We start from the raw sequence: 19,869 nt of genomic DNA, 5'->3' as shown, positions 1-19,869 counted from the left end.
CTTATGATTTCCATCTGTTTTTCACTTTGTTCTGAAGCTTGTATAAAGTATTCAATGCTTCAACCGGAGTCAGGTTTCCTATATCGATTCCTTTTAACTCATCGATAATGTCATCGTCCTTAACCACGTCGAACAGGGTCATCTGCTCATTTTCCATAGTATGCAGGTCAAAGTCTTTGGAGTGGCCGGATGCTTTTATGGCAATATCTGCATTCCCAAGTTCCACTGCGATCTCCTTGGCCCGGTGGATGACAGCCTCAGGTACACCAGCAAGCTTGGCAACCTGAATGCCGTAGCTTCGGTCGGCTCCTCCTTTGACGATTTTGCGGAGAAAAATGATGTCATCCCCTTTTTCCTTAACGGCGATACAGTAATTATTCACGCTTTCGAGCATTCCCTCCAGTTCCGTCAATTCATGATAATGGGTGGCAAAGAGTGTCTTAGCGCCCAGTATTTTCGGGTTTGCGATATATTCGATTACTGCCCATGCTATGCTGAGACCGTCAAAGGTGCTGGTTCCCCTTCCAATTTCATCCAGGATCAGCAGGCTTTTTGGAGTGGCGTTTCTTAAAATATTGGCTACTTCGGTCATTTCCACCATAAAGGTACTCTGGCCGGAAGCCAAATCGTCCGATGCCCCGACCCTCGTGAAAATCCGGTCGCATATGCCGATATTTGCGGAGGCAGCCGGCACGAAGCTGCCGATCTGGGCCATAAGGACAATCAGAGCAGCCTGTCTCATATAGGTCGATTTTCCTGCCATATTTGGGCCGGTTATAATGGATATGCGATTCTTTCCGTTGTCCAGGAATGTATCATTGGATACGAAAAGCTCGTTGGATATCATTTTCTCTACAACGGGGTGCCTTCCCTCTTTGATGTCTATAAGTCCCTTTTCATTGATTTGGGGTCTGACGTAGCCGTTTCTTTCCGCCACATAGGCCAGGGATGAATATACATCGATCTCGGCAATCGCTTTTGCTGTAGAAAGTATCCGCAGCACCTGGGAGGATATCTTATCCCGAATATCGTTATACAGATCGTATTCGATGGAAAACAATTTATCCTGAGCCCCCAGAATAGTCTCTTCCAGTTCCTTCAGCTCCGGTGTTATGTAGCGTTCCGCATTCACCAGTGTCTGTTTTCTGGTATAGTCTTGAGGTACGTTATCTTTATATGTGTTGGTTATCTCAATACAATAGCCAAAGACCTTGTTGTATTTCACCTTCAGGCTTTTGATTCCTGAACGCTCCCTTTCCCTGGCCTCCAGCTGAGCCAGCCACTTTTTCCCTTCTGTTTTTGCCAATCGGAGCCGGTCGATTTCTTCGTTGTATCCCTCCCGTATAAATCCTCCTTCTTTGATGGAAACAGGTGGATCGTCAATGATGGCGTCTGCAATCAGTGACGTAATATCCTCCAGTGTATCCATCTTGTCAACCACTCCGGAGATTAGGCTGTTTTTGAAATTCAGCAGAATAGATTTAATAAAGGGAATCATTTCCATGGAATTTTTAAATGCTGCCAAATCCCTCGGGTTTGCTGATCGGTATGAAATCTTTGCCACAAGCCTTTCCAGGTCGTAAATCGGGTTCAGGTATTCACGCACTTCATCCCGGTCCATTAGAAAATTGTTGAATTCTTCGATGGCACCCTGTCTGGCAAGAATTTCATTTTTATCGATCAGGGGCTGGGTAATGAAATTTCGCAGCATGCGGGCACCCATGGCTGTTCTGGTCCGATCCAGAACTCCCAGCAGAGAACCCTTTTTCTGCTTTTCACGAAGGGTTTCTGTAAGCTCAAGATTCCGCCGAGTGGATGTGTCAATCACCATATATTTTTCTGTTGAGTAAGGAGTGATGACCGTAAGATTGCCCAGGGAGGTCTTTTGAGTTTCTTTCAGGTATTGGAGCAGGGATCCGGCCGCGATGACTCCCAGTGGATAGTCCCCAAGGCCAAGACCGCTCAGATCCATGACTTTAAACTGCTCCATAAGGGTACGGCGGCAAAGGATATCATCGAAGTACCATGCATCCAGAGGAGATATGGATATATTCAGTCTGCTGTTCAGAGTCTCGATATCATAACCGCTCACGTAAAAGGCGTTGTTGCAGATGATCTCACTGGGCATGAATTTACTGATTTCATCCGTAAGTTTCCGAATGGAATCCACCTCGGTAACATAATAATCGCCGGTAGTTATATCGGCAGTGGAGATGCCAAAAAGGCCATCGAGGTAGATGATGGACATCAGATAGTTGTTTTTGGTTTCATCCAAGGCCTCTGTATTGAAATTTGTTCCGGCCGTGACTACCCGGGTAACTTCCCTTCTGACGATGCCCTTTGCATTTTTAGGATCCTCCATCTGTTCCCCGATGGCAACTTTATAGCCTTTGGATACAAGTTTATTCAGATATACTTCCAAAGCATGATAAGGAACGCCGCACATAGGTGCCCGTTCCTCCATTCCGCAGTCCTTCCCAGTCAAAGTAATCTCGAGTTCTCTGGCAGCGGTAACCGCGTCCTCAAAGAACATTTCGTAAAAATCACCCAGTCGGTACATCAGAATGCAATCGCTGTATTGTTTCTTTGAATTTAAATACTGCTCCATCATCGGAGATAATTTTGCCATTATATTCCCCTTTGCAGTTATTCAGAAACCAGGCTGCCCAAATAATAAAATCCTTTTGAACAGTCCAGGCGGACTGGCAGAATCTTTCCAATCAGGTCTGCCCCTCCCTTTATATGGACTACGGAGTTATTGGACATCCTTCCGGTTACCAGTTCCGGATTCTGTTCATTTATCTCTTCAATCAGAACATCCACGACATGTCCCGTGAATCTTGAATTCAGGCGCGCAGACCCACCCTGGACCAGCTTAAGAAGGCGGTCGAATCGCTCTTTTACCTCATTTTCAGGCACCTGCTCTTCCATGGCAGCAGCAGGAGTGCCGGTTCTTTTGGAATAGATAAAGGTAAATGCGGCGTCGTAGCCTATTTTTCCGACTACATCCAGCGTCTCGGCAAAGTCCTGCTCTGTTTCACCTGGAAAACCCACGATGATATCAGTGGTCAGGGAAATTTCAGGCATGGCATCCTTTATCTTTCCGGCCAGATTAAGATAATCCTCTTTTGTATAGCGCCGGTTCATCCGGCTGAGGATGTTTGTGCTTCCTGACTGTAAGGGAAGATGAAGATGGCGGCAGATTTTCCTGGAGTTTTTCATAACTTCAATAAGCTCATCCGATAAATCCTTGGGATGGGATGTCATAAAACGGATTCTTTGTATCCCTTCTATTTCTTCAATCATCTGTAAGAGCCGGGAGAAGCTTACCGGAGTTTCCAGGTTTGTGCCATAGGAATTCACGTTCTGCCCTAAAAGCATGATTTCCACAACCCCGTCCGAAGCCAGTTGTCTGATTTCGGCAAGGATATCCTGAGGATTCCTGCTTTTTTCCCGTCCTCTTACGTACGGGACGATACAGTAGCTGCAGAAATTATTACAGCCGTACATGATATTGACTCCGGATTTAAAAGGATATTTCCTCGTAGAAGGGATATCTTCCACAATATCGGCGGTTCCCTCCTGAATTTCAACATACATTTTTCCACTTGTCAGGCGGCCATATACAATCTCCGCGAGCTTAAATATATTATGGGTTCCAAAAACGACATCCACGAAGCGGTAGCTTTTTTTGATTTTTTTGACTTCATCCGGTTCCTGCATCATGCATCCGCAGATTCCAATCAGCATATGAGGGTTGTCTTTTTTTATGCCCTGCAGATATCCCAATCGTCCATAGACCTTAAAGTTGGCGTTTTCCCGGACCGTACATGTATTATAAAGTACGAAATCCGCTTCTTCCTTCTCCGTGATTTCATAACCGATTTCCTTCAGGATACCTGTCAGTTTCTCGGAATCACGGGAATTCATCTGGCACCCGAAGGTTTTTATGCATGCGGATAGCTTGCGCCCCAGTTTGAGCTCCTTTTCATGGACCAGATCGGCACATTTTTCTATAAAGAAATATTGTCTGTCCGGCTCAGTTGCCGGTATATTGATTTCAATCATATTTTCGTTAAATTCATTCATCTTTTCACCTAATAAAAGGTACAAATATCTTTAGAATATTTGCACCCTCAGTATTTTTGCATTTGAAGCAATTATCTTGTCTGGCCATTTCCATAAATTATAAATTTCGTGGTGGTCAGAGCCTTAAGACCCATGGGTCCTCTTGCATGCAGCTTCTGGGTGCTGATTCCGATTTCTGCTCCGAAACCGAATTCGAATCCATCGGTAAAACGCGTGGAAGCATTGACATAAACGGCAGCTGCATCCACTTCTTCCAGGAAGCGGTTGGCATTGGCATAGTCTTTTGTGATTATGGCCTCACTGTGTTTGGTGTTGTAGCAGTTGATGTGGTCGATAGCTTCGTCAATGGAGTCGACAGTTTTTACGGAAATAATGTAATCCAGGTACTCTGTTCCCCAGTCTTCAATCGTGGCGGAATTCAGGCCGGTTACAACCATTCTGGCTCTTTCGTCAGCCCGTATTTCAACATTCTTCTGACTGAGTCTTTCCGCTATGACCGGAAGAGCATCCTTGAGAATTCCGCTGTGTATCACAAGGGACTCGCAGGCATTGCACACACCCGTTCGCTGGGTTTTGGCATTATATATGATATCTGCGGCCATTTGGATATCCGCAGTTTCATCTACATACACATGGCAGTTGCCGGTACCGGTCTCGATTACAGGAATTGTGCTGTTTGCGATGGTTGACTGGATCAGACCGGCGCTTCCCCTCGGAATGAGAACATCGATATATTTATCCATGCCCATGAACTGTCTGGTCACTTCCCTGTCCGTATCCTTGATGAGCTGTACGGCCTCACCCGGGATTCCAGTCCTGATGAGTGCCTGTTGGATTACTTCTACAATTTTTATGTTGGAATAGAGGGCATCGCTTCCGCCTTTCAATATTACCGCATTTCCGGTCTTAAAGCAGAGGCCGAAGGCATCCGCGGTTACATTGGGTCTTGCTTCGTAGATGATTCCGATGACTCCTAATGGAACCCGCTTTTCTCCAATCATGAGTCCGTTAGGACGCTTTTTCATGCCGATGACTTCTCCAACCGGATCTTCCAGGGAGGCAATCTGGCGCAATCCCTCCGCCATAGAGACTATACGGTCAGAAGTCAGACAAAGCCGGTCCACCAGAGATTCTTTCATGTTGTTGCTCAGGGCTTTTTCTATATCTTTCCGGTTTTCCCATAGAATCTCTTCTTCGCGGGCAATCAATGCATCTGCCACTGCTTCCAGACCCTGATTTTTCAATCCTACGTTCATTTTGGTAAGGACACGGGAAACCTTGACTGCCTGCTCACCCATCTGAATTAATTTGGCGTTTATTGTAGTATCGTTCATGGCATTATCCTCCGAAATTTATTTGACGAATATATCCAGACTTTCTCCATCCGGCGATACGCAGCCGAGGTAGAAGGCATTTTCCTGAAGAAGGAGATTCATCTGCGGATATTTGTATACGGTAAAATACGGTGAATAACTTCGAAAGAATTTCCTTTTGGCCATTCCTGAGGTTATCACGAAATTGTTTATTATATCTTCCACTACAATCTCATTGCTGAAACTGAAATGCACTTTTTCTTTGTTCAGGTTGACAAGTTCCGTCCCTTTCTGGTTTTTGACCCACAGGAGCGGTGTGTCATCCATGACGCATGGCCTGGCGATATCGCCATACTCTAAAATGTTGTTATTGATGCACGTCTTCATTTCTTTTGAAGCAAAATTATAGAAAAAGATTTCTTCATTCTGTTCATCGAAATTTATGGCTGAATAGATCAGAAAATTCCCCTGCACATCCATGTAGGCAAAGGTTTTGGAAAAATATGCCTGACCGATTGGATCAAAAGCCACATTGGTAGTTCTTAACAGCAGGTCGGAAATCAGCTGCTGGATATTTATTATACTGATTCCTTCCACGCTGGCTTCTTCTTTGGTCAGCAGGGTATGTCTGTTGCTTTCCAACAGGGAAAAGCCTGTTTTCATGGCACTGCGCGACGCGGAAATAGGAATGATATCGTCAATTCCATTATGTACAAGATTTTCATCCACAATTCTCATGGAAGTTTTATCCTTGATGCCAAAAAGTGTCAGATCAAACTTTAAATAGTCCTCAGATCGACTTTCTGTCTGAACCGGGTAAGCAGTCTGGATAATCATATGTGAGCTGTTAAGGATAAAAATCTTCATTTTCTTATTATGGTCAAATTCACTGAGGCTGTCCACAAAGGAGTAAATGATATCGTAACTGCGGTCAAGGATATTATATCTGTAAACCTCCACAAATGTCTTGTGCTGGTAGCCTGCAGATGAGCATGCAGTAAAATAAACGCAGCCGGAATCCCACACCGCATCTATACAGTCTATAAAATCGATTTTTTTTATTTTTGGAAGAATTTCTTCTTTTCTGTATCTCTTTTTCGTATCGTATATAAAATACTTTACTGATTTGATGGAACTAAATTTAACGGACGGAAACTTTTTCTCGACAACCATGTCCTTTTGTAAGGTTACACTTTCAAAGTCCTGAACGTTTTTTAATATCCTGATGTTCATGAAACTCCAATCTGTGAAAGGTTATTTCTTTAAAAAATCCACTACATTAAAATCACCCTCTTTATGAGATATAAAAAGAGTACCAATATTTTCGCCATTCATGATTCTGCCGATCACGCCGACATTTTCACCGTTGGCAATAATCATATCCGTTCCGGATGCCGTTGCGATTCTGGCAGCGGCAAGCTTTGTGCTCATTCCGCCGGTTCCTACGCAGGTGCCGGGAGTAGACTTGCCCATATCCAGGAGTTCCGGGGTTATTTCCGGTACAAGGTCAATAAACCGTGCTTCTGGATTTTGGTGGGGATCATCTGAGAATAATCCGTCTATATCGGAAAGCAATATGAGAAGATCCGCCTGTATGATAGAGGCAACAATGGCTGACAGGGTGTCGTTGTCTCCAAATTCAATTTCTTCCGTGGAGACCGTATCATTTTCGTTTACGACTGGTATTGCACCCATAAGAAAAAGCTCATTGAATGTATTGGTTGCGTTGTGAAGACTCTTCTCGCCGAGCATCGTGAATTTGGTTATCAGAACCTGAGCGGATATTTTGTTATATTCCGCAAAAAGCTTCTGGTACATGGTCATAAGCTGGGCCTGGCCAATTGCCGCACAAGCCTGCTTTTGGGGAAGCGTAAGCGTCCTTTCATGTATACCTGCGGTGTTTTTGCCAACGGCGATGGCACCCGAAGAAACAAGGATGACATCCTTTCCCTGGTTGCTCAAATCGGCCAGAGCCCTGACCAGTCTTTCCAGTTTGGAAATATTAATCAGTCCGGTTTCACGATAAGTCAGGGAGGAAGATCCGATTTTTATAACAATTCTTTTTTTGTTTTTTAACTGTTCCCGATAATTCATGCGTTCATCCCCCAGGTTAATTCTGCACTTTTATATAATACACCATAAATACAAAAACGTCATTCATTTTTTGCATACGGGCGGTACCTGCTGGCAATCGCTTCGAAAACCCTGATGCCGTCCATAGCCGCGGAAGTTATGCCTCCGGCATAGCCGGCTCCCTCACCGCATGGATAGATACCCTGGATGCTCCCTTGCAGATTTTCGCTCCTGGTGATGCGTACCGGCGAGGATGTCCTGGATTCCACTGCAGAAAGAATCGCATCTCCCCTGTCGAAACCTTTTATTGAGGAAGCAAAAGAACGGATTCCTTCTTTTAAAGCGTCCGTAATGTAATCCGGAAAGATCTCATTGATGTCTGCCATATTCGTCATTCCCTTTATACAGGGCTTCACATCTTGAAAATCCTCACTTACCTTACCTTGGTAAAAGTCCTCCAAAAGCTGGACGGGTATTTTGCCCAGGCCGGTCCGATATGCGTTCGCCTCCAATTCCTCAACGAATTGGATACCTGCAAGGGGCGAAGCATCCGGAAAGTCTTTCTGGTCCACAGAAACGATAATGGCGCTGTTTGCATTGGCAGAATTCCGTGTACTGTTGCTCATGCCGTTGACTACCAGCCGATTTTGTTCGGAGGAGGAATTTACCACATAACCTCCCGGACACATGCAGAAGGAATAAACAGCACGTCCCCCGGAGGTCCTGGCGGTCACTTTATATTCGGCAGGAGGAAGCTTATGAAAAGAATCCCCGTACTGTGTCCGGGATATCATTTCCTGTGGATGTTCAATTCGTACCCCTACTGCAAAGGCCTTGCTGTGCATCTCCAAACCGCGTCTGTGAAGCATCCGGAATGTTTCACGGGCACTGTGGCCAATGGCAAGGATCAGATTTTCGCAGGGCAGCTCTTCGAGCCGATTTAACACAATTTCCTGCAAATGCCCACCTTCTACTACGAGATCCGTCAGCTTTGTGTTAAACCGTACCTCTCCGCCATTCTTTTTAATCTGCTCTCTCATGTTTCGTACAATCCGGCACAGGATGTCGGTGCCGATATGCGGCTTATTCAGGTACAGGATATCTTCTTTAGCTCCGTTGTCCACAAAGGTTTGGAGAACCAGCCGGTTCCGGCCGAATTTGTCCTTCACGAGGGTATTCAGCTTACCATCAGAGAAGGTTCCTGCTCCTCCTTCTCCAAATTGGACATTGGAATCAGGGTTCAATACATTGGTCTGCCAAAAATCAGCCACGGTCCGGACTCTGTCTTCCACCGACTCCCCCTGTTCTATGAGAATTGGCCGGTAGCCTCCAATGGCCAGAAAATAGGCCGCAAATAGTCCTGCGGGACCGCTGCCGCATATGACAGGACGGGCAGTCATCTTGCCAGTTCCGGACACTGGAAATTGATACTCTTCGTCTTTTGCCAACATAATATTTTTATTGTCAACCGCCTGCGCGACTTTAGCTTCATTATCCACCTTTGCATCCAGAGTATAGACATACATGATGGCTTTTTTATCTCTGGCATCGATGGATTTGCGCACTATCTGAATGTCCAGCAGTTTTTCGGGTGTAATCTTCAGCAATCTTACGATTTTTTTTCTAAGAGCATCCGGTGTGTGCGAGATATCCATTTTTACCTGATTTATCCTAATCATACAAAATCCTTTCCCCAGCCGCTGCCTTTCCGGCCAGGCAGCCAGTTGACCAGGCCCATTGAAGGTTGTAACCCCCGCAGGCCCCGTCGATATCCAGAAGTTCCCCCGTTATATATAGTCCCGGCACAAGTCTGGATTCCAGTGTCTGGGGGTGAATCTGGCGTGTATCTACTCCCCCGGCGCTTACCTGGGCAAATTCAAAGGTGTTCGGGTGATCGATGTCTACCCGGATATTTTTTATCAGATGGACAACTTTTCCAATGTCCGCATCTGAAACCCGGACAGATGGCGTGGATGGGTTGACTCCTGCCAGTTTCAGGACCAGCATGGCCAGTTTCTTGTTCAGTATCCCGTACAGATGCTCTTCCACAGTTTTGTTTGGATTTGAAACAATCTGCCTGAGAAGGAAGTCTTTTAGAGCATTTGCAGTATATTCCGGAATCAAATCTATTTCAACGGAAACAGACTTCTTGCAGTCCAGGGCTCTGGAAACAAAACGGCTGATTTGGAAAACAGGGATTCCTGAAATTCCGTAATTGGTGAGCTGGAGTTCGCCTTCTTCCATCATCTGCCACTCCTCGTTGATGTACAGGTTTAGCCGAGCGGCAGTTCTTACCCCAGCCACTCCTTTGAAGAACGTTTCCTTGCAGTATAATCCCGTCAGAGCAGGGACCGGTTTAATAATGGAATGCCCCAATCCGTGTGCGAGGCAATAGCCGCTTCCATCGGAACCATTTTGTGGGGCCGCCATTCCGCCTGTAGAAAGGATTACTCTGTCTGCCTGTAAGGTATCGCCTCTTCCTTCTCCATTCCTTGTGCGGACCTGGAACTTACCCTTGGATAAAGCTATGTTTTCGGCCTTTGTCTGTGTCAGTATATGAACACCCTGACCGGCACATTTAAAACGCAGTGCATCCGATACCGCCGCAGCCTGATCTGAAAAAGGGTACACATAACCGTCCCTGTCTTTCAACAGGAGTCCCAGTGAATCGAAAAATCCAAGGGTTTCATCCAGTCCGAAATTTCGAAGCACCTGTAAGGCAAAACCAGGCTGCTCTCCCCTGTAGTTTACACCGTCCTGATTCAGATTCGTCAGATTACACCGGCCGTTTCCGGTCACAAGAATCTTGCGTCCAATTTTATCCTTGTGTTCGATTATAGTGACTGAGGCACCCTGTCCGGACGCGGTAATAGCTGCTGCCAGACCAGATGCACCTCCGCCAAGTATGATAATATCTGATTTCATTTTCGTCTCCCTTCTAAGGTGTCCTGGTCCGTCAATCTCTCAATAAGTGTATTCTGCGCAAGAAGTATGCGAGTTTTTTTCCTTTTGGAAGCTTCTCAATATCATGGACATCCACCACTTTAAAAAGAAGCAGGCAAAGAGAATATATGATTACAGCCAAAATAATGGATAAAATGGCAGGTATGGCGTTTGACAACCAGGCCGAATCCACAGATGCTTTGAAGGCCGGATACATGAGATGGTAGGCAAAATATGCGGCAGCCCCCATAATCACTGATGAAAGCGCCGGCAGGACAAAAGTCATAACCTTTTCCTGCCGGTATTCCAAATAATGATACAGGGATCTGGCATTCAGTATGGTGATGACCACAGCAAAGAGCACGTCTGAGATGACCACGGCAAAAATATTCAGGTCGGTAAAATACAGCAACAGAGAAATCAGCACAACATGGACAATCAGGGAGATAAAAGAATGCCTTACAGGTATGCGCATGTGGTTAATACCTTGTAAAATCCCGTTCGTCAGGGTGGATATGGAATAAAAAATTATGGATATGGCTCCTGTCTGCATCATGAGCACGGTGGTGTCCACACCCTCCGCTCCCGGAAAAAGCAGATTAATAATAGGCTTTGCGAGCACTGCCATACCCACGGCGGAAGGAATGGTTATCATCATGCAGAAACGGAGCACCAGATTGATTTTATTTACCACCTGTCCCCTGTTTCCTGTGGCGATGGAGGCGGAAATACTGGGAATCATGGAGGAAGCCAGAGCAGAGGCCAGGGCAACCGGAACATTTACAAGAAGCCGGTATTTGCCGGTATACATGCCCAGAAGTTCCTGGCGAATGTTCTTATCCATCCCCTTTATGGCCATGATGTTATTATAGAAGCCACTGTCCAAAAATGTACTGATATTGTAAATGGTCGTACTCAGGATTACAGGCATAATGGTAAGGATAAGAATCTTCAATATGAAACCATAGGATTCGTTCTCTTCGGTCATATCTTTTCGAAGTTTTCTGCGAATCACTTTTTTGTATGAAAAATAGACGATAATCAGAAGAATAAGTGCTGTAAGAGCTCCAAGTGCTGTACCAAGTGTTCCACCAGCAGAACCATATGCCTCCGGATAATTAAAATCTTTCTTCATTCTGGCCGCAGTTCTGCCAAAATCGAAGAGATACTTAGCTGCAGCTACGCTTACGACTGCGTTTACAATCTGCTCGAAAATATTAGATAATGCGGTAGGAATCATGGTTCCCAGTCCCTGGAAATAACCACGGAAAACACCCAATACCGACATGATTACCAATGTGGGGGCAAGAATCCGGAAGGCTATGGCGCTCTCTGGGCTCAGCCAGAGCCTGGCAAGCAGATCTGCACAAAAATAAGCGAAGGCTCCTACAACCAAACCTACCGAAAGGGAAAAGCGGATGGCCCCCAGAAAAATCCGATGGCTGTTCCTGATCTGTCCTTTGGCAACCCGCGCAGATACTAGCTTGGATACGGCAAGGGGCAGCGAATACGATGAAATAAGAAGCAGGATGGAATACATATCAAAAGCAATCCCATATATACCCATCCCCTTGTTTCCAAGGATGTTGGTAAGGGGGATGCGATACATCAGGCCGATAATCCTTACCATCACCGAGGATACGGCCAAAATGGAGCCCTGTATGATAAAGCTTGAATGGTTCTTGTTGTTTGACATTTATGCACCTTTTATTCAGGAATTTTTAATCTGTTGTTTCGGATATGGAAACCGAATCCTTCGCGTCGTTCAAAACGATGCAGACCCAGGTTTTTCCCTGATTCAGGATAATTTCATTTCCGGATGAATCGAAGTACCTCGCCCGGTTTGAAGTGGATTCTTTGTTCCAGGTTATATCCACAGCCTTTCCGTTCGAGATGAACACACCGGAACCGCCTCCATTCACATCAATATTCAGATAGCCATTTCCATCGTAATAACTATAGTTGCAGTACTGGATCAGTACATTTTTATAGGCTAGCTGGCTCCCATCCATCTGATCAGTATGTGGGGCACCATATTGGAAACGGTAATACAGTCCGTCCGCTGGATTGAACTCGAACCAAGGGTTATTTATCCGGTAACCGACGGATATCTTACCGGCCGGGATTCCCCCCTCCAGGGAATTGGATTCTCCATCCCCGGTAAACACAAAATGGCTTTCATAGGCAGAGTCTGTCTGTGTGCGATAACCAAGGGCAGAAATTCCGTTTGTTATACCGGTGGCGCTTGTATATGCATTGTGGGGAGCCGGTCTGTCACTGGTTCGGTAATAAACCGTAGATCCGATGCCTGAAAGTCCGCTCAGGTTACTGACCGCGTCACTGTTTAACAGGCTGTCCGCATAATGGGCTGAACCATAATGGAGGTAAATAGCATCAAATTCCATGGCCAAATAGACATAGTAGGTTCTGGCACTACGGACAGAACCAATCTTATCCAATCCATCGTAGTTTTCAAATACGCCCAGAAGCCTTGTGATTCCGCCTTCCACAGGGGCTTCATAAACAATGGAAGCTTTCGAAATGCCCGATTGAGGTACGGCCACTTTAATATTGTTCAACATGACTGCTGCCGGCCTTCTCATGCCTATGGAATTGTCCACCCATTCGCCGGTCAGATTGCTGTGCATCATACCTTCCCGTGAGACCGTTGTTTCTGTTTCTTCCTGTGTAGTCGTAGCTTCCGTAGTGTCCGCGGTTGTTTCCTCCGTTTTTTCATTGCCTGAGACGGCGATGGCAATGAAGGTTACGATAACAGCTAATACTATAATGGACCCGATGATTATTGATTTTCTTTTCATGACTGATCTCCCCATTTTGTCTACCGGTGTATATTCATTTTTTGCAGGATTTCTTCCTGAAGTTTTTCCATCAGGATTCTATCCTGTTCTTCTATGTGGTCATATCCGAACAGATGAAGCATGCTGTGTGCAGTCAGAAAAGCAAGTTCTCTTTTCTCGGAATGGCCATAGGTGGCCGCCTGTTCCCGTACCTTTTCAACGGAAAGAATGATGTCTCCCAGCATCAGCTCCCCTGTTTCCGGATTAAAGCAGCTCTGCTCTTCTTCCAGAAAAGAAAAATCTCCCGGTTTCCCGAAAGATACCATGGGAAAAGAAAGAACATCGGTGGGCCTGTCCATTTCACGAAATTCTTTGTTTATGGATTGAATGTTTTCATTATCAGTCAAAATTACGTTTATTTCCGCCTCGTAGGGACAATCCATGTAGTCCAATGCTTCCTCTATGACTTCTTCCAGCAGGCTTTTGTAGTCGAAATCAAACTCTGGAACCACTTCCTCTTCAATAAATACGCTCATTTGATCCTGCCTTTCTTTATTAGGACTTCTTGTGAAATCCACCATCAGATGTTTTATATTTTAGCATTTTTTTTCAAGATTGAATACTATTAATTGGTAAGAAAAAAAGTTCCTTAAATCATAGGATTTAAGGAACTTAACCAGCATAACTTAATTAAATTTACGTTTTCTTGCTGCTTCTGACTTCTTCTTACGCTTAACACTAGGTTTCTCGTAATGTTCTCTTTTACGGATCTCTTGTTGGATACCAGCCTTCGCACAGTTTCTTTTAAATCTGCGTAAAGCGCTATCTAGAGTTTCGTTCTCTTTTACGATTACATTTGACATAGCCTCACACCTAACCTCCCTCCAGTTGCGTATTGTGCATAATACAACTGTCTGGGTATTTGATTATTGCACTAGAGTAATTATAGCATATTTTTCTATTACGTCAACTAGTATTTAACTTTTTATCTGGTTTTCAATGATTTCAAGTGCTCTGGTAAGTGAATCCGCTATTCCGGAAGGTTTTTTTCCACCTGCCTGTGCCATGTTGGGCCGGCCGCCTCCGCCTCCGCCAACTAAGGGAGCAATTTCCTTAATGAGATTTCCTGCGTGAAGACCTCTATTCATGGCTTCTTCCGTTACCATAACAATCAGATTCACCTTGTCTGGCCCTTGGGAGGAAGCGAGAACAACAACGCCATCCTTCAGCTTATCCTTAAGCTGGTCACCCAGATTCCGGAGACCGTTCATATCCATATCGTCAATTTTTTCGGCAATCACACTTACGCCTTTGATTTTGGAAACTTTATCGTTTACGTTGCCCATGGAACTTTTGGCAATCTGATTTTTGAGTTTTTCATTTTCTGAATGGAGGGATTTGATTTCCGAAAGCATATCCTCCACTCTTCTGGTCAGCTGAGCCGGTTCTGTTTTGGCAGCACGGGAGGATGCGAACAGCTCATTCTCCAGATTTTCATAATATGCAAAAACGCCTTTTCCGGTCTGAGCCTCAATTCTGCGGACTCCAGCAGCCACACCGGCTTCCGACAGAATCTTGAATACCATAATTTTACCAGTATTATCCACATGGGTACCGCCGCAAAGTTCTGTGGAGAAATCCCCCATGGAGACAACTCGCACTGTGTCGGAATATTTTTCCCCAAAGAGTGCAGTTGCACCTGATTTCTTGGCATCATCCAGCGTCATTTCTTTTGTAACGACTGGCAGGAATCGTCCGATTTCAAAGTTTACAATGTTTTCTGTCTGACGTATTTCATCCGGAGACATGGCAGAGAAATGGGTAAAATCAAATCGGAGCCTGTCGGGGGATACCAGGGAACCTGCCTGCTCCACATGCTCACCCAAAACTGATTTTAACGCTTTGTGAAGCAGATGTGTGGCACTGTGGTTTTTCCTGGTATCATTTCTTCTCTCGGTATCAATGAAAAGGCGGACGTGGTCGCTGCTCATAAGCATACCCCTGGTCACCTTGCCCACATGGGCAATCTTTCCACCTGGCAGTTTGATGGTATCGGAAACTGTGAATTCCGCATCATCCTTACGGATAGCGCCGAGGTCACCGGTCTGTCCACCCATTTCCGGATAAAAGGGAGTTTCTTTTGTGATGATGCTTCCGCTATCTCCTTCGGACAAGGCCTGAACGATCTCATCGCCGGAGGTGAGGACGGTTATTTCAGAATCAAATTCTTCGTTATCGTAGCCGATAAACACACTGGTTACCGACGGGTCGATTTTTTCGTAAACAGAAGAGTCGGCACCCATGTAATTGGTTACTCCCCTGGCGGCACGGGCTTTCTGTTTCTGCTCCTGCATTGCCTTGGTGAAGCCTTCCTCATCGATTCCAAGCCCCTGCTCTTCCAAAATCTCTCTCGTAAGATCCAGAGGAAAACCGTACGTATCATATAACTTGAATGCTTCCTCTCCGGAAAGTATACGGCTTCCAGATTTAGTCATATCATCCTTTAAGCCGGTGAGAATCTTCAGACCGCCGTCTATTGTCTGATAAAATTTATTTTCCTCTTCTGTAAGCACTGCAAATACCATGGATTTCTTTTCTTCCAGTTCAGGATAAGCACCCTTGGATTCCGCAATGACGGTATCACAGAGTTTTGCCAGGAATTTGCCTTCAATGTTCAGAAGCTTTCCATGTCTGGCAGCCCTTCGAATCAGGCGGCGAAGGACATATCCCCTGCCTTCGTTGGAAGGCATGATTCCATCAGAGATCATAAAGGTTGCGGAACGGATGTGATCAGTAATCAAACGAATTGAAATATCCTTGGATGGATCAGTCAGATAGGCTGCACCTGAAAATTCACATACGCGGTTGCGGATGGCCTGTATGGTATCCACATCAAAGATGGATTCTACGTCCTGCACCACCACGGCCAGTCTTTCCAGACCCATTCCCGTATCTATATTTTTCTTCGCAAGGTCTGTGTAATTTCCTTTTCCATCGCTTTCAAATTGCGTAAATACATTGTTCCATACCTCTATGTAGCGGTCGCAGTCACACCCTACTGTACAGTTTTCGCTGCCGCATCCATATTTTTCACCCCGGTCATAATAAATCTCTGAGCAGGGTCCGCAGGGTCCGGCACCATGTTCCCAGAAATTATCTTCTTTACCGAATCTGAAGATCCGGCTTTTGTCGATGCCCATCTCCAGGTGCCAGATATCAAAAGCATCATCATCCTCCAGATATACGGAAGGATACAGGCGGGCTGGGTCCAATCCTACTACTTCCGTAAGGAATTCCCAGGACCATCGGATCGATTCTTTTTTGAAATAGTCTCCAAAAGAAAAATTGCCGAGCATTTCAAAGAAGGTGCCATGGCGGGCAGTCTTTCCGACATTTTCTATATCTCCTGTCCGGATACATTTCTGGCAGGTGGTTATCCTCGCCTTTGGCGGTATCTCCTGTCCAGTGAAATATGGCTTAAGAGGTGCCATGCCTGAATTAATCAGAAGCAGGCTGTTATCGTTATGTGGAACCAGGGAAAAACTGCTAAGCCTGAGATGGTCTTTGCCTTCAAAGAAGCGCAGGAACATTTCCCTCAGTTCATTTAATCCGTACTTCGTCACTTGCTTATCCTCCAAATAATAATTCCTATTCTTTTTCTTTAATCAGATGATAGCTCTTCTTGCCCTTGCGGATCAGGAGTGCGCCATCCTCATCAAAATTAGCTTTGCTGAAAATCCGGTCAACCTGAGCAACCTTCTCTTCGTTTACGAAAACCCCGCCCTGCTGAATCAGCCTTCTGGCTTCCGATCTGGTGGGAGCCAGTTTTGTATCGACAAGAAGGGATAAGATATCTATACCTTCGGAAAGCTTTTCTGAATCGTAGCATGTAGAAGGTATATCCGAACTCTTTCCTCCGTTTGCAAATAAAGCATGAGATGCTTCCATTGCTTTTGCAGCTTCTTCTTCTCCATGGACGATTTTGGTGATTTCATATGCAAGAACTTCTTTCGCCTCATTGATCTTTTCGTCTTGCAGTGAACCCAATCTTCTAACCTCATCCATCGGCAGGAAGGTAAGGAGACCCAGGCACTCCTCTACTTTCACGTCTTCAATATTTCTCCAATACTGATAGAATTCATAAGGAGAAGTCTTTTCCGGATTCAGCCAGATGGCGCCCTTCATGGTCTTGCCCATCTTCAGGCCTTCACTGGTAGTAAGGAGTTTCAATGTAAGTCCAAAAGCTGATTTGCCCTCTTTCCTGCGGATCAATTCCACACCGCCGATAATGTTGGACCATTGGTCATTTCCACCCATCTGCAGGGTACAGTCGTACAGCTTGAACAGCTTCCAGAAATCATAGGACTGCATAATCATGTAATTGAATTCAAAGAAGGTAAGCCCCTTTTCCATCCTCTGCTTATAACAGTCCGCTGCCAGCATCCGGTTCACCGAAAAATGTACGCCAATCTCCCTTAAAAATTCGACGTAATTTAAATCCAGAAGCCAGTTGGCGTTGTTGTCGATGATGGCCTTCCCTTCTCTGAAATCAATAAATTTGGCGAATTGCTCCGCAAAACACTGGGCATTATGGTTGATTTTTTCCATGGTCATCATGGATCGCATATCGGACTTTCCGGAAGGGTCTCCAATCATAGTGGTTCCTCCACCTAAAAGTGCGATTGGCTTGTGGCCAGCATTCTGCATATGCTTCATAGCCATGATAGTAAGAAAATGTCCAGCCGTAAGACTGTCTGCTGTTGCATCAAAGCCTATATAAAAGGTAACCTTTTCCTTACCCAGTAATTCTCTGATTTCGTCCGGATGTGTAGCTTGTTCAATAAATCCCCTATCCGCGAGGATGTCGTATACATTTTCAGACATCATTGTGCCCTCCTTACATAAAATTAACTTATATGGTATCATAATCAGCCTTTATTTTCAAGAGTCCACAAACCGGTATTCAGAAAGCGGTTTGCAGCAGCCTCGGCCTTTTCGGTAACGGTTTTGTCATATCCGATGATTTCCAGCAGCTTAATGGCATTCCTGGTGGATGCGGCGCCCTTGTAGAGCCGGTAATTAAAAAAAATATCGTTGTCGGTTATTTCCTCCTGAAAATGATAATTGGCATAATAGTCTTTCAGAAGACCGGTAAGTTCCACATCGTGTGTGGCTGCAAAGCAGAGAACACCCTGTTCGTCCATGCTTTTCAAAAGCTGGGCGGAAGCAGCTATCCTTTCCACTGTATTTGTGCCCCGGAGGACTTCATCGATACAGCAAAATACTGACGGCCCAATTCCGCAGCTGTCCAGAATCCTTTTCAGGGAGCGTATTTCTGCCATGTAATAGCTTTCCCCAGATTCCAGGCTGTCTCTCAGGGACATGGATGTGAAAAGTCTGTAAAATCCTGTGATAAAGCGGTCTGCCGTGCAGGTGTGAATGGTCTGGGAGAGGAGGACATTGAGTGCAGCCGTTTTTAAGAAAGTGGATTTTCCGGAAGCATTGGAGCCAGTCAGCAAAATGCCCCCGTCTTCTTCCAGGCTGTTTTTGACAGGATGATCAATAAGGGGGTGATATATATTCTGGAAAGACAATCCTTTGTACCCGGTCACAAATTCAGGCTGGCAACAGGGGTTCTTCTGCTCCCGATAGGATGCGGCCGCGGTCATGCTCTCTAGCAGGCCCATGGTACCAAAGATTATATCAATCTCATCCAGCCGATCCAGAGTCTTTGCAAGCATGGAATTGAATTTCAAAATATCCAGATGGAAAAGCATCCGCAGGTAGTCCATGAATACATCTCCCGGAGAGCCGGACATATTGTTGGAAGTCAGGAGAAATACGCCTTTTTGCAGTGTGGAAAGTTTCCCCGTATTTTCATTCAATACCTGATTATATCCGTCCAGTACCGGCAGATTCAGTCCCGAAGCAGCTTTTGCTCCTTCCAACATGTATATGAGATAACGGAAACCAGACAGATAATCCTGGATAACTTTTTTGTGATTAGAATGTCGGACTACATTGATACCAACCATTGCAATGATACATACGATACCCAGGGGTGGAGAGATGAACAACAGAGCTACGGAGGCCAAAAGGAGGCAGGCCAAAAGTATATGCTCTGTATTTGAACGCTTCTTCAATCCGGATAATCGGTGGATAGTCTCATAAAAAGATATGGACTTTGTACGGCCAATGGCCGCAAATATTTCCTGCAGGCGGAAAGTATCCTCTCTGTTATTTGAAAAATAAGAAATGAGCCTTTCTCTTTCCTCCAGTTCTTTTGCCGTGAAGGAAGGGGTCCGCAGCAGGTGGTATAGATAATCTTCACCGATGGAAGAGCGTGTGTTATTTATCTGCTTGAACACGGCATCCATATCCAGGTCATTCCAGGTTATTTCATCGATATAGAATTTGGCCGGTTCTATTTTCTTTCGAGTGTCATGGAACCGGCCAATTTTTGTCAAATCGCCTGGTTCGTAGCTGCGTTTGGGGGTCTGACCCCACTCCCGGCGTATACCGGATGCAAGTTCCTCGTGCGCTCGTCTCCGGTATAGTCGGGCCTGCACGAAAAAGAAAATGATAATAACCAGAAAAACGATAATATATGGTGTCATGGCTTTTACTCCTTAAAACCCCCTTACATACACTGC

At 45.3% G+C, this 19,869-nt stretch carries 14 protein-coding genes; all 14 read right to left on the bottom strand.

Going from position 1 to position 19,869, the window contains the following annotated elements; all coding sequences use genetic code 11:
- Position 1: 1 nt before the first annotated feature.
- A complete protein-coding gene (mutS, locus tag BUA79_RS00180; protein WP_073992345.1) occupies positions 2-2,629 on the bottom strand; it encodes a DNA mismatch repair protein MutS in 2,628 nt (875 codons plus the stop codon).
- A gap of 17 nt (positions 2,630-2,646) precedes the next feature.
- Positions 2,647-4,089 carry a tRNA (N6-isopentenyl adenosine(37)-C2)-methylthiotransferase MiaB gene (gene miaB, locus BUA79_RS00175; protein ID WP_073992344.1) on the bottom strand — a complete coding sequence of 481 codons (1,443 nt, stop codon included), beginning with the start codon at positions 4,087-4,089 and terminating at the stop codon, positions 2,647-2,649.
- A 71-nt stretch (positions 4,090-4,160) separates the two neighbouring features.
- Positions 4,161-5,423, bottom strand: a complete 1,263-nt coding sequence (locus tag BUA79_RS00170) for a glutamate-5-semialdehyde dehydrogenase (protein WP_073992343.1) — start codon at positions 5,421-5,423, stop codon at positions 4,161-4,163.
- Between the two features lie 18 nt (positions 5,424-5,441).
- Positions 5,442-6,635 (bottom strand): hypothetical protein, encoded by a 1,194-nt coding sequence (locus tag BUA79_RS00165; protein WP_073992342.1) that lies wholly within the window; start codon positions 6,633-6,635, stop codon positions 5,442-5,444.
- 21 nt (positions 6,636-6,656) lie between these two features.
- A complete protein-coding gene (gene proB, locus BUA79_RS00160) occupies positions 6,657-7,496 on the bottom strand; it encodes a glutamate 5-kinase (RefSeq protein ID WP_073992341.1) in 840 nt (279 codons plus the stop codon).
- A 59-nt stretch (positions 7,497-7,555) separates the two neighbouring features.
- Positions 7,556-9,154, bottom strand: coding sequence for an NAD(P)/FAD-dependent oxidoreductase (locus tag BUA79_RS00155; RefSeq protein ID WP_073992340.1), 1,599 nt, complete (start codon positions 9,152-9,154; stop codon positions 7,556-7,558).
- Positions 9,147-10,400: a BaiN/RdsA family NAD(P)/FAD-dependent oxidoreductase gene (locus BUA79_RS00150; protein ID WP_073992339.1), complete on the bottom strand. Its 1,254-nt coding sequence runs from the start codon at positions 10,398-10,400 to the stop codon at positions 9,147-9,149. The genes BUA79_RS00155 and BUA79_RS00150 overlap by 8 nt, the downstream gene beginning before the upstream one ends.
- Positions 10,401-10,431: 31 nt before the next feature.
- Complete coding sequence (locus BUA79_RS00145) at positions 10,432-12,114, bottom strand: putative polysaccharide biosynthesis protein (protein WP_073992338.1); 1,683 nt, start codon at positions 12,112-12,114, stop codon at positions 10,432-10,434.
- A gap of 25 nt (positions 12,115-12,139) precedes the next feature.
- Entirely contained in the window at positions 12,140-13,237 is a 1,098-nt protein-coding gene (locus BUA79_RS00140) for a DUF3048 domain-containing protein (protein ID WP_094757228.1), read from the bottom strand.
- Positions 13,238-13,257: 20 nt separating this feature from the next.
- Positions 13,258-13,752 (bottom strand): rRNA maturation RNase YbeY, encoded by a 495-nt coding sequence (gene ybeY / locus BUA79_RS00135; protein ID WP_073992336.1) that lies wholly within the window; start codon positions 13,750-13,752, stop codon positions 13,258-13,260.
- Positions 13,753-13,902: 150 nt separating this feature from the next.
- Positions 13,903-14,079, bottom strand: a complete 177-nt coding sequence (rpsU, locus tag BUA79_RS00130; protein ID WP_073992335.1) for a 30S ribosomal protein S21 — start codon at positions 14,077-14,079, stop codon at positions 13,903-13,905.
- A 114-nt stretch (positions 14,080-14,193) separates the two neighbouring features.
- Positions 14,194-16,839 (bottom strand): alanine--tRNA ligase, encoded by a 2,646-nt coding sequence (alaS, locus tag BUA79_RS00125; RefSeq protein WP_073992334.1) that lies wholly within the window; start codon positions 16,837-16,839, stop codon positions 14,194-14,196.
- A 25-nt stretch (positions 16,840-16,864) separates the two neighbouring features.
- Positions 16,865-18,100: a tyrosine--tRNA ligase gene (tyrS, locus tag BUA79_RS00120; protein WP_073992333.1), complete on the bottom strand. Its 1,236-nt coding sequence runs from the start codon at positions 18,098-18,100 to the stop codon at positions 16,865-16,867.
- Positions 18,101-18,144: 44 nt separating this feature from the next.
- Positions 18,145-19,833: a MutS-related protein gene (locus BUA79_RS00115; protein ID WP_073992332.1), complete on the bottom strand. Its 1,689-nt coding sequence runs from the start codon at positions 19,831-19,833 to the stop codon at positions 18,145-18,147.
- Positions 19,834-19,869: the final 36 nt, after the last annotated feature.

The organism is Parasporobacterium paucivorans DSM 15970 (assembly GCF_900141895.1).
GTDB classification, from domain to species: domain Bacteria; phylum Bacillota; class Clostridia; order Lachnospirales; family Lachnospiraceae; genus Parasporobacterium; species Parasporobacterium paucivorans.
The sequence above is the reverse complement of the archived record's forward strand: the minus strand, read 5'-3'. Positions and strand labels throughout refer to the sequence as shown.